We start from the raw sequence: 14,023 nt of genomic DNA, 5'->3' as shown, positions 1-14,023 counted from the left end.
ACAGGACGCAAACAAGGGAGCCGGCCGAAGCCAACTCCCTTGTGCGGTACGGGACTTACCGGGTCACGCGTCGAGGATCTGCCCCTCCCGCCGGACCACCGGCGGCTCGACGCTCCACGGGAAGTTGATCCAGTCGTCCGTGCGCTTCCAGACGTACTCGCACTTCACCAGCGAGTGCGACTTCTCGTAGATCACCGCGCTGCGCACCTCGGCCACGGTGTCCAGGCAGAAGTCGCGCACCAGCTTCAGCGTCTTGCCCGTGTCGGCCACGTCATCGGCGATCAGCACCTTCTTCTCCGAGAAGTCGATCGCGTTCGGGACCGGCGCCAGCATGACCGGCATCTCCAGGGTGGTCCCCACGCCGGTGTAGAACTCCACGTTCACCAGGTGGATGTTCTTGCAGTCCAGCGCGTACGCCAGCCCGCCCGCGACGAACACGCCGCCCCGGGCGATCGACAGCACGATGTCCGGCTCGTACCCGTCGTCCGCAATCGTCTGCGCCAGCTCGCGGACCGCCCCGCCGAACCGCTCGTACGTCAGGTTCTCCCGCACGTCACTCACGAATCTCTCTCAGACCTTCCCTGTTTCGACCTACGACCTGGTCCACGGCCCACGACCTCGGCCCGGCCCACGGCGCCCCCCGCCGCGGGCGGCCTCACACCTTCGAACGGTGGAAATTCCGGAACGACCGGGACGGCGTCGGGCCGCGCTGCCCCTGGTAGCGGGAGCCGTACCGCTCACTGCCGTACGGGTGCTCGGCCGGCGAGGTCAGCCGGAACATGCACAGCTGCCCGATCTTCATGCCCGGCCACAGCTTGATCGGCAGCGTGGCCACGTTGCTCAGCTCCAGCGTCACGTGCCCGCTGAACCCCGGGTCGATGAACCCGGCGGTGGAATGCGTCAGCAGCCCGAGCCGCCCGAGCGAGCTCTTGCCCTCCAGCCGCGAGGCGAGGTCGTCGGGCAGCGTGATGACCTCGTACGTCGAGGCGAGCACGAACTCACCCGGGTGCAGGATGAACGCCTCGTCCCCCTCCGGAACCACCTCACGGGTCAGGTCGGACTGCTCGACGGCGGGGTCGATGTGCGGGTAGCGGTGGTTCTCGAACACCCGGAAGTAGCGATCGAGACGCACGTCGATACTGGACGGCTGCACCATCGACTCGTCATAGGGGTCGATGCGCACCCGGCCGGCATCGATCTCGGCCCGGATGTCCTTGTCTGAGAGAAGCACGCAGACGAGGATACGCGCCCGCACCACCCCCACCGCACGACGAGGGCCCGGTCCCACCAGGGACCGGGCCCACCACCCTCGGACGATCACTGCTACGCGTTGATCACTCCGCCACTACGGGTTGATCAACTACCGCTTCGCGTGCTCGACGGGCACCGCATGCCGCAGCCGAGCACAGCGCGGGCAGCGCAACAGCCGTCCGGGACCGAGCCGGTCGGTGGTCTGCATCGGGAACGAAGCGGTGCTGAACACGTGGCCCTCGGCACAACGTACGACGGTGCGCTCCATCAAGTCCCTCTCCCAACTGCGTGGACAACAAAAGCCACATTAGGGGATGAACTGGGCGCCACCACACGCGGCACTCCGAGCCCCCACCGTACGCCCCAACTCCCGCCCCGCACACCCGCATCCCCGCGGGCCGCGCACCCCCCTGCACCCCCGGATACCCCCTGGGGGCCACCCCTCTCCCCACACCCCACCCGGACATGCCAAATGCACCGCGGGGCGGCGATGGGGTAGAGTGTGCGACGATGTTCCGCTCTCGAGAGAGACGGAATGACGCGGGTGTAGTTTAATGGTAGAACATGAGCTTCCCAAGCTCAGAGCGCGGGTTCGATTCCCGTCACCCGCTCCATATGAAAGCCCCAGGTCAGCGACCTGGGGCTTGTTTGTTGTCCCGACCCCTTCGGGGCGGGGGTGCGCTCCGCGTGTCCCAACTCTCGGTCACGAAGCCACGGCTGGGCCTGACTTGGCCCCTCTGCGTCCAGGGCCGTTGTTGGTGAGGGCTGAGCCCAGGGCTTCTCCGGTGCCGGTTTATGCCCTTCCGTGCGCTCTTTTTCCGGAGCGCACGGAAGGGTCGCGGAGCCGTTCCGGTGGCCGGCTGGGGGTCAGGGTTCGATGACCGGTGCGCTGGCGCTGGACGGTGACAGGATCGCCGTCGGGGTGACCGCGCCGGCGAAGCTGACCTCGTAGCCGTGGTTGAGGAGGATGAGCGTCAGGGTGAGCGTCTCGTTCACCCGGGCGACACCCTGGGCGTCCGTGTTGGCGATGCCCAGGACATTGCTGCCGGCCTTGAAGAGGATCGGCTGGTTGGGCACCGGAAGGCCGGTGACCTGGTCGGTCAGCGTGGCCGTCAGCCACGGGAAGTACACGTGCGGCGGGAACAGCTTCGTCAGCGCCGGGGTCGCGGTCAGCGAGGTGGCGTGGACGGGGACGACGTAGGTGAAGCCGCCCACCAGCGTGGCGCTGCCACCAGGGGTGGTGACGGTGACGTCCGCGGGGCCGGCCGCGCCGGGCGGAGTGGTCGCGGTGAGCTGCGTACCGGTGGCGTTGACACTCACGCCGGTGGCGGGGTTGCCGCCGATGTCGACGCTCGCCCCGGTCAGGTTGGTGCCGGTGATCGTCACCACCGTGCCGCCCGTGATGGGCCCTTGGTTGGGGGTGATGCTGCTGATCGTCGGGTCGAACTGGATGACGCTGACGCTGGCCCCGGCGATGTTGGTGACGTAGACCTTGTTGTTGGGCGCGACGACCAGGGCGATCGGCTGGCTGCCGACGGGGATCGGGGCGCCGATGACGATGTTGGTGGTGGTGTCGATCACCGACACGGTGTTCGCGCCCCGGTTGGCCGTGTAGGCGTTGCCGTCGGGGCCGACCGCGATGCCCCACGGGTTGGTGCCGACGGGGATCGCGGCGCCGACGACGGTGTCCGTGGTGGTGTCGATCACCGTCACATTGCTTGAGTTGATGTTGGCGACGTAGGCGACGGTGCCGCTGGGGCCGATCGCCACGAAGTTCGGCCCGTTGCCGACGCCGATCGTGGTGAGGACGGTGGCGGTGGCGGTGTCGATCACCGTCACACTGTTCGCGTTCCGGTTGGCGACATAGGCCTTGCCGTTGGCGGCGACCGCGATCCCGACCGGTCCGCTGCCGGTGGGGATCGGAGGGCCGATGGGGGTGTTGCTGGCGACCGCGATCTCCTGCACGCTGCTCGCCGAGAAGCGGCTGACGTAGACGTTGCCGCTGGGGATGACCGCCGCGGCGGAGGGGCCGCCGCTGAGGGGGATCGTGGTGAGGACGGTGCTGGTGGCGGTGTCGATCACCGTCACGTTGTTGGAGATGTTGTTGGGGACGTAGGCGTTGCCGTTGGGCGCGACGGTCAGCCAGGCCGGCGTGGTGCCGGTCGGGATCGCGGCGCCGATGACGGTGTCCGTGGCGGTGTCGATGGTCTGCACGTTGTTCGACCCGGAGTTGGTGACGTAGAGGTCGCCGTTGGGGATGAACGCCAGCCCGACCGGGTTGGTGCCGACGGGGATGGAGGTGACCGCCAGGAAGGTGCGGACCGGCGCCGCCGACCGGTTCACCTCTCGCGCCCCGGCGGCCGGCTGCGCCTGGCCGGGGAGGGAAGCCGTGCTCAACAGATCCAGCAACGGCGACTGAACGTGGGTATTCATGGGGACCCCTTTGGTGGGGGCCACCCGGGGCCCGGCACACCCCTGCGTGGGGGAGAGCACAGATCCGGTGATCCCTGTCCGGGGCAGCACACACCACAGCCGCGGCCACCGGCCGCAGGATCACCACAACACGGCGGGCTGCGCACCCCGAGGAGGGATGGGCAGCCCGTTTGGTTCGGTATGAGCCTTCTCCCCACCTCGCGCGACAGCAAAACATCCCCGCCCGCGGCCGGCCCGGGCACGGTCCGAGCAGCGGCGTCGCACGTGGTCCGGCGTGCCCCGTCCTGGTGCTGACCGCCTGTCTCCTCCGGTGCCACCGGGGCCCGGCTCTAGGTCTTCGGCGCGATCGCGGAGTCGTTCCGCTTCGAGGACCCGGCCGGCACGTCCGGCGCAGCGGATCCGGCGGCGGAAGCGGCCGATGGAGGCCCCATGGGCGAAGCAGACAAGGGAAAGTGAGGTCGCGGCCGCCGGCGTGCGGCACTGCGGCAGTTCGGGAGCGGCCATGCGGACGCGGTCGGACGTGGCGTCCGGACCCGCGCCCGCGTGGCCGGGGGAGCGCCGGGGTCGTCAGCCGATGGGGTTGACGAAGGTGCCCGGGTGGGTGGCGGCGCGCTGGTCGACGAGGGTGCCCCAGGGCCACTTGACGGTGATCGACGTGGTCTCGTTGGGCGGGGTGACGTCCGCGAAGGCGGGCTGGTAGAAGCCCTCCTTCTCCTTGGTCAGCAGGACGTTGATCGTGAAGTCGGTGCTGTCCCCGGGCCCCAGGGTGATCGAGCCGTGCTTGGCCGACGAACGGGCCAGCGACCAACGCTCGCCGCCGTTCTCGGACTTGAGGTCCACACCCGCGAAACCGCCGATCTTGCAGGCCCGGCTGCCCTTGTTGGTCAGCACGACGCTGGTCGTCGTCGCCCCGCTCGCGTTCGGGTCCGGGGCCGCGTCCTCGCCCGTGGCGAATGCCGCCTTCAGGCCGGAGGTGTGGCAGCGCTCCACACCCGAGCCCGCCCCACCACCGCCGGTGGCGTGCGCACCGCCCGCCTGCTTGCCCTCAGCACCCGGCTTGGTACCGGTCTTGGCACCGGAGTCCGCCTGGGTGTCGGAACCCTGCGCTCCGGCGGAGGAGCCCGCGCCACCGGACCCGGAGGAGCCCGCGCCGCTGGAATCGGCGGCGGCCTTGCTCGCGTCCGCGTGGGCCCCGGACTTCGTGCCGCCGGCGTCCGAACCGGAGCAGGCGGTCAGAGACAGCGCGGCGGCTGCGGTCAGGGCCGCTGCGGCAATGCGCAGGGTGCGGCGACGGGCGGTGCCGGCAGTGGTGTTGGCGCTCATTTCGGGTCCCCCAGGACGGTCGGTGTCGCTGTTTCCTCGGTACGACACCCACTCTGGTCGGGGCCCCTATCGCCAGACTGCCGCACCACTAACGTCCGGCAAACGCGGGCATGGGAGCGGGGGGGGAGGACGGCAGGAGGAACCCGAAGCAGCGCCACGTCAGGGAAGGCCGGCGCCGCCAGGGCGAAGGCCCCGGTCGGGGACCGGGGCCTTGTGGGTGGTGCGGGTGCCTTGGGGGTGGCGGGGGCGGGGTCAGCGCTTGATGAGTTTGCCGACCGCGTTGGCCTCCCAGGTCTCGTCGGTCAGGGCCTTCCAGGACAGGTTGATGAATCCGTGGTCGCCCCAGCCGGAGCCCCAGGAGTTCTCCACCCGCACTCCCTTGCTGTTGTAGCCGACGACGGCCATCGCGTGGCCGCCCGCCACGGGGTCACCGGCGGTCGGGGCGTAGCTGTAGGACGCGGCCTGTTGGGGAGTGACGGCGAAGAAGCTGTTGTGTACCGGCATCGCGACGGTGACCGGCAGTCCCTTGGCGAGCGCCGCCTTCACCTCGTTCTTCAGCCGGCTTCCGGTGTGCAGGGGGGTGTAGCCGGACAGCTTCCACTTCGCCGCGTTGTTCGTCTCGCCGGCGGTGGGCTGGGTGGTGTAGTCGAAGTCCCCTTGCCAGTAGTGGGACTTGGCATCGACGCCCTGCTTCATCGCGATCCTGAAGTGATCGGCCAAGGAGGTCCCCCGCGGCTGGCCCTTGACGACCTGGGCGTAGGTGAACATGGGCGCCTGGGGGCCGCCGGAGATCTTCTGCTCGCGCTCCAGGACGCCGTAGGCCGTGTAGTCGACGGCCCATGCGGCGCAGGAACCGACCTGGCCCTGATTGCCGGGGGCCGGCGCGTACTTGCTCAGGTCGACGCTCTCGGGAAGACGGGTCCGGGTCGCCGAGGACGTCGCTCCGGCCGTGGCGCCGGGCGCGAGCGCCGCCAGCCTGGGCCCCAGGGTCTTGCCGAGCGCGTCCGTCCGCCCGTTCTCCCGGGACGGCACCGCGCCGGTGGCGAAGCGTTTCGCCTTTCCGGTCGCCGTACCGGGTATCTGCGACGCCCCGGCGGGTGCCGCACGGTGGTCGGTGGCCTTCCGGGGGGCGGTCGCCTCGGTGGCCGCCGAGGACACCCCGACGGTGACGGCGCCGACCACACCTGCTGAGGCCAGTGCGATCAGCGCACGCGACCTGCCGCTCATCGCCTTCCACCGGTGCGAACCGTGACTCATGGATGTCCTCATTTCTTGCGCAGTGCAGTGGGGGGCAGTGCTGGGCAGTGCCGGGCAGTGCGGTTGCGGTGCCCGGGCAGTGCCGAGTAGTGCCGAGTAGTGCGTGTGGGGTGTCAGGGACCTGACAGTTGGGGGAGATCCCTCAGGGTGGGGTGGATAACAGGAAAGTGGCGCTGGAGGGGTAACTCCCGGTTTCGGAGCGCGCGTTGGGTCAGTCGGAGAAGTCCTGGGTGAGCCAGACGGTGCCGTTGGCGTTCCGGTGGACGCCTATGCCGACGTGGTGGAACGTCGTGCTGAGGATGTTCTGCCGGTGGCCGTCGTTGGGCGGCTTCTCGTCCAGCATGGACTGCGTCACGCTCACCGCGGCGGCGGCGATCTGCCGGGGGTCCGGCCCCGCTGTGGCCTGCCCGATGTTTTCTCCGGCCGCTCCCCAGTGCACCCCCTGGGCCGTCTCCCGGTCCCCCAGCGGCGCTTCACCGGCGCACTGGTGGGACAGGCCGCATCCGCCGTCCATCACGCTGTTGTGGGCCTCTGCGCTGCGGGTGAGCCCCGAGGTGAGGGTGTAGGGCGGCAGACCGTGGTCGGCCCGCGCCTTGTTGATCAGGGCGAGGACCTGCTGGGCGGGGTCGACTGCCTGGCTCGGCCGGGGCGTCGGCGTCGGGGTCGGTGATGCGGACAGCGGCGGACGGGCGGGCCGTTCGTCCCGGCTCGCCGCGGGGGCCGACCTGCGGCTCGGCGCAGCCGTGGGATGCGAGGGAGCCGTGCTGGTGGAACGGCGGACCGAGGGCTCCGGGGTGGGCGAGCTCGCCGAGGCCGTCGCGGACAGCTGCCGGGGCGCGGCTGCCGCGCTCGTGGTGTCGTGGCCGCCGCCGGAGGGGACGAGGGCGAGGGACAAGGCGGCTGCGGCGGCGGTGGCGGTCACGGCGGCGCCTCCGGCGACCGCACCGGCGCCGCGGGGACGGGCCTGCAGGATCCGGCGGACGCCCCTGCCGCCCGCCTTGGGCGCACGGTGCGCTCCCCGCCGTACCGCCGCCCTGACCACCTGCTCGCCACCGTGGCCGGTGATGTCCTGCCCGGAGGCGACGGGGGCGAGGTTGACGGCGGACGCGCCGTGCGTGCCGGACAGCAGCCAGACCAAACCGGCCGCCGGCGGCACCAGGCCCAGCCCGACGAGCAGCCCTTCCGCCGGGACCAGGCCGATCCAGTACCCCGAGCACGCCGCGCAGCCACGCGCGTGCCGGGCTATTCGCTTACGCCACAGCGCGGAGGGGACGCCGTCCCAGTGGGCCACCATCGCCAGCAGTTCCCCGCAGCGCGGCTCCGCCGACAGCGCCCGCACGACGACCCTGGCCGTCTCCAACTGGGTCTTCATCCGCTGCACCCGGACCGCGGTGTGCTGCGGGGTCAGCTCCAGGGCGACCGCGACCTCCTCACGGGTGAGCTCGCCCGCGGCCTCCAGCCACCACAGCGACAACAAGGCGCGGTCGTTCTCGTCCAGCCACCGGGTCGCCTCGGCGACCTCCCTGCGCTGACCGGCCAGGCCCAGGCGGAAGATGGTCAGATCGACGAAGTCGGTGGCCGGATCGGCGAGGTCGGCGACGTCGTCCACCCTGGTGTCGGTCGGCGACGCCTGCCTGCGGTTCCAGTGCCGGCGTATCTCGTTCATCGTCACGGCCACCAGCCAGGAGCGGAACCGGTCGGGATCGCGCAGCCCGTCGAGCCCCTGCAACATGCGGAGCATGACCTCCTGCACCACGTCGTCGACATCGGCATGGCCGCGAAGGGCGCGGCCCACGATGTTGTAGACCAGCGGCAGGAAGCCGGTCACGAGCTCGTCCTGCGCCTGCTGATCTCCAGCACGCGCGGCCACCACAGTCGCTGCTCCAGGATGTGGGTTCACGTTCCGGCTTCCTTCCTCGCTGTGCAATCGGTCGTGCGATCGGTCATGGAACCGGTCAGGCAATCGGTCGTGCCATGCCTGGGGATCCTCCCGCCCCGGCCGGATAACAGAAAACCTCGGCTTCTTCGGCGGGCACGGACGTGGGTGCGGGGGTGGGCGCGCCGGCGGGTGCCGAGGTGGGTGCGGTACGGGCCGGGGCCGGTCCCTCGCCCTCCGCCGTCCACAGCTGTGGAAAGGGAAAGCGGCCGGAAGCCGGGACCGACCGCTTCGCCGTCCGCAGGCAGCGCTTGTTAGTGGGGCGTTACCGGTGCGCTAGTGATCGCCGCGAGAGTCGTACGCGTCCAAGGGCGAAGGGCGTGGGTTGAGGGGCAATGCGGTCTGCGTCCGCGGAAGCTCCGTATCCAACCAATGCGATGGGATCGTCATGCGTGAATTCAGCCGCCGCCGGATATTCGGGCTCGGCGTAGGAGCGGCGGCCGCGCTGTCGGTCGCCGGCTGCTCCTCCGCCGGGTCGTCGGGCTCGGACAAGGTCGGAACGAAGCCCGGGAAGGGGCCGCAGGGCAAGCCGATAGGCGACGGCTCGACCGCGTACACCGGCCGGCAGCCCCAGCAGCCGCCCAGGCCGGAGCGGTTGGCGCCGGGGCAGAAGCCGCCGCAGTTCGTGGTGTTCTCCTGGGACGGTGCGGGGGAGGTGGGAAATGGTCTCTTCCCGCGGTTCCGCAAACTCGCCCGGGACCACAATGCGTCGATGACGTTCTTCCTTTCCGGGATCTATGTGCTGCCGGAGGCGAAGCGACGCCTGTACCGGCCGCCGAACAACCCGGTCGGCGCGTCCGGCATCGATTTCCTCAACGACGACCACATCAGGGAGACGCTGAAGAACGTGCGGGCGGCGTGGCTGGAGGGCCACGAGATAGGCACCCATTTCAACGGGCATTTCGGCGGTGAGGGCCGGGGCTCGGTCAAATACTGGACGCCCGCGCAGTGGGAGTCGGAGATCGAGCAGGCGATGTCCTTCGTCACCAAGTGGCGCACCAACACCGGCTTCACCGATCTCGATCCGCTCCCCTTCGACTATGCCAAGGAACTCGTCGGCAGCCGCACCCCGCAACTGCTCGGCCAGGAGAACCTGCTGCCCACCGCCCGCAAGCTCGGCTGGCGCTACGACGCCAGCTCGCCCGGCGGCCAGCAGGTCTGGCCCACCAAGAAGCAGGGTCTGTGGGACTTCCCGCTGCAGTTGATCCCGTTCCCCGGCCACTCCTTCCCCGTGCTGTCGATGGACTACAACATCGCCGCCAACCAGTCGCCGAAGAACGTCACCCACGGCCCGCCGGCCAACTACCCGGGCTGGCGCAAGCAGGCCACCGAGGCCTATATCGCCGGTTTCCGGCGGGCCTACGAGACCAACCGGGCGCCCTTCTTCATCGGCAACCACTTCGAGCAGTGGAACGGCGGCATCTACATGGACGCCGTCGAGGAAGCGCTCAAGCACATCGCCGACGAAAAGCACAAGGACGTCCGGCTGGTCTCCTTCCGCCAGCTCTGCGACTGGCTCGACGCCCAGGACCCCAAGGTCCTCGCCGACCTGCGCCGACTCGGCGTCGGGCAGCAGTTCACCGGACGCGGCTGACGGCAACGGCGGCGGGAGGAGCGCACTCTCCCGCCACAGGTGCGGGAGCGCCTGCGGGCCCGGCGTACGGAGCCGCCTGTGCCGCGGGGTGGCCGAGCAGGGTCAGATAGTGGCTGAGGTGGGTGGCCGCGGTGAGCATGGCGAGGCCCTGGGTGGTGAGCTTGTGGTGCCAGTCGTCCAGGACGGTGGCCAGGGTGTGGGTGTCGCCGGCCGTCCGGATGTGCTGGACCACGGTGGAGATGTGGTCCAGCAGGTAGCCGCCGCGCCTGAGGAGATGGGCGAACTCGGCGTCGCGGATGTCGCTCGGGCCGTAGCTGCGGTGGCCGGTGACCGGGTCGCGGGTGGGGGTGAGGATGCCGGCGTCCTCCCAGTTGCGCAAGGTGGCCGGCGTGACGCGGAGCTGGTGGGCGAGTTCGCCGATGGTGCGGGTGGCGGGGGCTGCTGGGGGGTCCGTGGTGGCGTCGCCCTCCGCGGTCAGGTGCTCGACCGCTTTCCGCACCGCGTCGAGGGTCTCCCGGTCGCGGAGCAACTGGCTGTGGCCGCGGTCGATGAGCATCAGGGCGTCGTCGAGGGCGTCGCGGTGGAGTGCGTTCATGATCTGGCCGCCGGCCGCGTGCCCGTAGGCCGGGACGAGGGAGAGGAAGGTGCGGAGCGCTGCCGCGTGCACCTCGGTGTAGATGCGGTAGCCGCTGGCCGTGCGCTCCGCGGGCGGGAGGAAACCGTCCCGTTCGTAGTTGCGGACCGCCTGGGTCGAGATGCCGTGCTCGCGCGCGAGGTCAAAGGGGCGCATGGTTATCACCTGTTTGAGACTTTGGGCGAAGCCTATCGTGCGGCGGGCAGGTGAGAGCGTGGCAAGTCTCAACCGTGCTTTCAAGGATACGATTGAGGCTCATGAGTCAGGACATTCGAGACTTCGTGAGTACGTCATGTGAACTGCTGGCGCTCGGTGAGCCGACGCACCTGGAGCCCGCCTTCGGGCGGCTGCGCAACGAGTTGTTCGTTCAGCTGGCCGGCCACGGCTTCCGGTCGATCGCCCTGGAGATCGACCGGGTGACGGCGCTGCGCGTGGACGACTTCGTCCAGGGGGGAGCCGGAACGCTCGACGAGGTGATGAGCGAGGGCTTCTCCACCGGCTTCGGCGAGCTGCTCGCCAACAGGCAACTCATCGCCTGGATGCGCGAGCACAACGAAGGCCGGCCGGCGGAGGAGCGCCTGGCCTTCCATGGCATCGACGCCGAGATGGAGAACACCAGCGCACCCAGCCCGCGGCGCTATCTCGAGTACGCCCGCGACTACCTCAAGCCCGAGCTCGACGTCGACCTCGCGGGCCTCGCCGGGGAGGACGAACGGTGGAGCCGCGCGGAGGCGATCCTGGACCCGGCGATGTCGGTCGGTGACACGGCCGAGGCCGAGAAGCTCCGGACGATCGCGGACGACATGCTCACCTCGCTCCATGCGCGCGCCCCGGAGCTGATCGCGGCGACCTCACGTGCCGAGTGGTTCCGGGCCAGGACACACCTCATGGCCGGTCTGGGCCTGTTGCGCTACCACAAGCAGTCGGCACAACGCCTCGACGAGAGCGCACGGATCTCCCGTCTCCTCGCCACCCGGGACGCACTGATGGCCCAGAACCTCCTCGACGTCCGGACCATCGAGGCCCGGCGGGGACCGACCCTGCTCTTCGCCCACAACGTGCACGTGCAGCGGAACCCGAGCACCATGCGGATGGCGGAGATGGACCTCGACTGGTTCTCCGCCGGCGCCATCGTGGGGTCCCTGCTGGACGAGCGGTACACCGTCGTCCTCGGCACCTTGGGCAGCAGCGACGTCCTCGGGCTGGGGGAGCCGGAGGCGGATACCTACGAGGCGGTCCTGCAGGGCCGTATCAACGGCTGGGGGCTGACCGCGGCCGGTACGGTCACCGCAGCCGCCACGGCAACTCCCGTCCGTACGCGGACCGATACCACCCCGCAGCAGGGCTACTTCCCTCTCGACCGGGCGAGCCTCGACGCGGCGGACGCGCTCTGGCACGTCAGCGACGGCCCGGCCGCCGTGCGGTCGCTCCGCCCGTAGACCCGGTGGGCACGGCGCGGCGCCGGGTGTGACGAGGGAGATCCGGCGCCGCGCCGGTACGTCCTGCCGGTTGCCGGTGACCGGCTGAACGGGACACGGCAGGCGAATGAGCGGGCCAACGGTAAACAGTCGAACGTTTCGCCACAACGGATGATCGATGAGACGAGCCGGGAGAAGACCTGCGAAGAGGCGTTCGCGGTGAAATGGGCGGCGGGCGAAGGGAGTTCGAGACACACCCGGAGGGATCTTGAAACCGATATGCAATCGCAGGTTTAAGAGAGGTTTTGGGTACTCGGGTCAGGCAAGTAAGGGGACATGAACAGCCCTCATGAACACCTGCCGGTAAACGACAATTACGGCCCCTATAACGTTAATCCCGACATCCACCGGCGCAGCCGGGACGGCTCCGGCGCACACCGGACAGCCCTGGTCATCCACACGATCGCGGACATCGCCGCAGGTGTCCTGGGTCTGTGGATCCTGCTGTACCTGCTGGAGGCCAACCGGGGAAATGTCTTCGTCGGATTCGTGCACGGTTTGGCCGACTGGCTCGCCGGCTGGTCCCAGGACATCTTCACCATGGACACCGAGGGACTGCGGGTATTCCTCAATTTCGGTCTGCCCGCGGTGATTTACCTTCTGCTCGGCCACGGGATCGCTGCGCGGATACGCCGCCTCTGACCCGAAAATTCCCGCCGTCGGGCGCCGATTACGCCCGCCGTTGCGCCCCGAAATCTTCGATGTGCAGATCCGCCGGCGCCGCCACGAGCCGGCGGATCAGCCGCTTGAGCCCGGTGAGCGGATGGCGCCGTCCGGCCGGCGCGGCCCGCCCGGGCCCGGCGATCGATGCCGCACCACGACCGAATCCCGGCGGCCCTCTGTACGGCGTGTGCGCTACGTCACATACTCGCCATGTGCGGGCAACCCCGGTGGGGTGAGCGCGGACAGGGCGGTGACGTGCGGAAACTCGGGTTTTTTCGATCTCGGGGGTGGTGGCGTGGAGGAAGGAGTGACTCCTCTTGCGTGGAATGGAATTACCGATCCGTTGGCGGAAACCCGAGTTTTGGCCAATGAGGAGCGGCGGGGGTCGCTCGGGTGGGTGGGGGTCTGACCTCCGGATCGTTGGCCGAGGGGTGGGGCTGGTGGCTGGATGGTGAGGGGTGCGGGCAGCACGGGCGACTCGGGGCGGCGCGGTTCACCTGGGGGTTCGGGGAGTACTGCCGAGTATGCGGGGTGTGGCGTAATTCACTCGACCCAAAGCGTCACTCTGCGACCATCAACGCCTACGAAAAACCGGCCATACGGACTGCCGTGGGGGGAGTGGCCATGGGGCTGCTCGGCGACGAGCTGGCTTTTGCGCGGGCTCTGACAGCCCAGGAGAACGAGAGCGTGATGGCCCTCGGAAGCCGGAAGCGCTATACGGCCGACGCCCATCTCCTGACGGAGGGCGACCGGTCCGGTCACGTCATGATCATTCTGCGTGGCTGGGTGACCGTTTCCGTGGCCACGGACCGCGGTGCCACCCGGCTGATACTCGGCCTGCGCGGCCCCGGTGAACTCCTCGGGGAAATGGCCGCGTTGGACAACCATCCCCGCAGCGCCACCGTGCGCGCCCTGGGGCCGATCGAGGCCCAGGTCATCTCCGGCGACGCGTTCCGTCGCTTCCTCGCCCTGCACCCGCGGGTCAGCGGACTGGTGATCCGCCAGCTCACCTTCCGGCTCCGCAGCGCCGACCAGGAGCGGTCCGCGCTCGCCTCGCTCACCGTGTTGCAGCGACTGGCCGCCCGGCTCAGCGAGTTGTCACGGGTCGAGCCCGCCGGCCCCTACGCCCCGCCCGTACCCGGCCGTTCCAGACCCGGGACCGTCGTCCACCTGGCCCAGGACGAGCTGGCGGCCACCGTGGGGGCCACCCGCGAAGCCGTCGCCAAGGCCCTGCGGCTGCTGCGTACGCAGAAGGTCGTGCGTACCGGCAACCGGATGGTGGAGGTCCTCGACCCCGCGCTGCTCGCCCTCCTCGCCGAGGGCCACCAGGAGTGAGCACGGCGCGGAGGAGCGCGGCGGGGACGGGCGTGGCAGGGGGCGCGGACATGACGGGCAGCGCGCACGCCCGGCGTGTGTAAACGGCTACAGACGGCCTCGGTCCCGGGCCGGAAGCT

Annotated in this window: 11 protein-coding genes and 1 tRNA gene; 5 read left to right on the top strand and 7 right to left on the bottom strand. The window is 69.9% G+C overall.

The annotated features are described in order from the left end of the window. Window positions 1–63 precede the first annotated feature (63 nt). Both ACZ7MX_RS13630 and dcd read right to left on the bottom strand, forming a co-directional pair. A complete protein-coding gene (locus tag ACZ7MX_RS13630; RefSeq protein WP_472131712.1) occupies window positions 64–561 on the bottom strand; it encodes a phosphoribosyltransferase in 498 nt (165 codons plus the stop codon). 94 nt (window positions 562–655) lie between these two features. Further along, entirely contained in the window at window positions 656–1,231 is a 576-nt protein-coding gene (gene dcd, locus ACZ7MX_RS13625; RefSeq protein ID WP_030809865.1) for a dCTP deaminase, read from the bottom strand. Between the two features lie 560 nt (window positions 1,232–1,791). Here dcd and ACZ7MX_RS13620 point away from each other — a divergent pair. Next, window positions 1,792–1,865 (top strand) — tRNA-Gly (locus tag ACZ7MX_RS13620). A 253-nt stretch (window positions 1,866–2,118) separates the two neighbouring features. Here ACZ7MX_RS13620 and ACZ7MX_RS13615 read toward each other — a convergent pair. The 4 genes from ACZ7MX_RS13615 to ACZ7MX_RS13600 form a co-directional block, all read right to left on the bottom strand. Next, complete coding sequence (locus ACZ7MX_RS13615; protein WP_472131711.1) at window positions 2,119–3,684, bottom strand: IPT/TIG domain-containing protein; 1,566 nt, start codon at window positions 3,682–3,684, stop codon at window positions 2,119–2,121. Window positions 3,685–4,251: 567 nt separating this feature from the next. Beyond that, entirely contained in the window at window positions 4,252–5,007 is a 756-nt protein-coding gene (locus tag ACZ7MX_RS13610) for a DUF4232 domain-containing protein (RefSeq protein ID WP_472131710.1), read from the bottom strand. Between the two features lie 252 nt (window positions 5,008–5,259). Then, the gene (locus ACZ7MX_RS13605) at window positions 5,260–6,264 is read right to left on the bottom strand and encodes a C1 family peptidase (protein WP_472131709.1); all 1,005 of its coding nucleotides are present in this window, start codon (window positions 6,262–6,264) and stop codon (window positions 5,260–5,262) included. A 211-nt stretch (window positions 6,265–6,475) separates the two neighbouring features. After that, window positions 6,476–8,164 (bottom strand): sigma-70 family RNA polymerase sigma factor, encoded by a 1,689-nt coding sequence (locus ACZ7MX_RS13600; RefSeq protein ID WP_472131708.1) that lies wholly within the window; start codon window positions 8,162–8,164, stop codon window positions 6,476–6,478. Between the two features lie 424 nt (window positions 8,165–8,588). Between ACZ7MX_RS13600 and ACZ7MX_RS13595 the strand changes: the two genes are divergently transcribed. After that, on the top strand, window positions 8,589–9,794 hold the full coding sequence (locus ACZ7MX_RS13595) for a polysaccharide deacetylase family protein (RefSeq protein ID WP_472131707.1): 1,206 nt from the start codon (window positions 8,589–8,591) through the stop codon (window positions 9,792–9,794). Here ACZ7MX_RS13595 and ACZ7MX_RS13590 read toward each other — a convergent pair. Continuing rightward, window positions 9,778–10,584, bottom strand: coding sequence for a TioE family transcriptional regulator (locus tag ACZ7MX_RS13590; RefSeq protein WP_472131706.1), 807 nt, complete (start codon window positions 10,582–10,584; stop codon window positions 9,778–9,780). The two genes, ACZ7MX_RS13595 and ACZ7MX_RS13590, sit on opposite strands and share 17 nt — an antisense overlap. A 125-nt stretch (window positions 10,585–10,709) precedes the next feature. Between ACZ7MX_RS13590 and ACZ7MX_RS13585 the strand changes: the two genes are divergently transcribed. The 3 genes from ACZ7MX_RS13585 to ACZ7MX_RS13575 all read left to right on the top strand — a co-directional run bounded on the left by ACZ7MX_RS13585 (window position 10,710) and on the right by ACZ7MX_RS13575 (window position 13,904). Further along, window positions 10,710–11,867 (top strand): erythromycin esterase family protein, encoded by a 1,158-nt coding sequence (locus ACZ7MX_RS13585; protein WP_472131705.1) that lies wholly within the window; start codon window positions 10,710–10,712, stop codon window positions 11,865–11,867. A 315-nt stretch (window positions 11,868–12,182) separates the two neighbouring features. Then, entirely contained in the window at window positions 12,183–12,548 is a 366-nt protein-coding gene (locus tag ACZ7MX_RS13580; protein ID WP_472131704.1) for a hypothetical protein, read from the top strand. A 645-nt stretch (window positions 12,549–13,193) separates the two neighbouring features. Next, the gene (locus ACZ7MX_RS13575; protein WP_472131703.1) at window positions 13,194–13,904 is read left to right on the top strand and encodes a Crp/Fnr family transcriptional regulator; all 711 of its coding nucleotides are present in this window, start codon (window positions 13,194–13,196) and stop codon (window positions 13,902–13,904) included. Window positions 13,905–14,023 lie beyond the last annotated feature (119 nt).

Source organism: Streptomyces sp. NPDC107765 (assembly GCF_055657085.1).
Note: the sequence above shows the minus strand (reverse complement) of the source record. Positions and strands in the feature narration are given on the sequence as shown.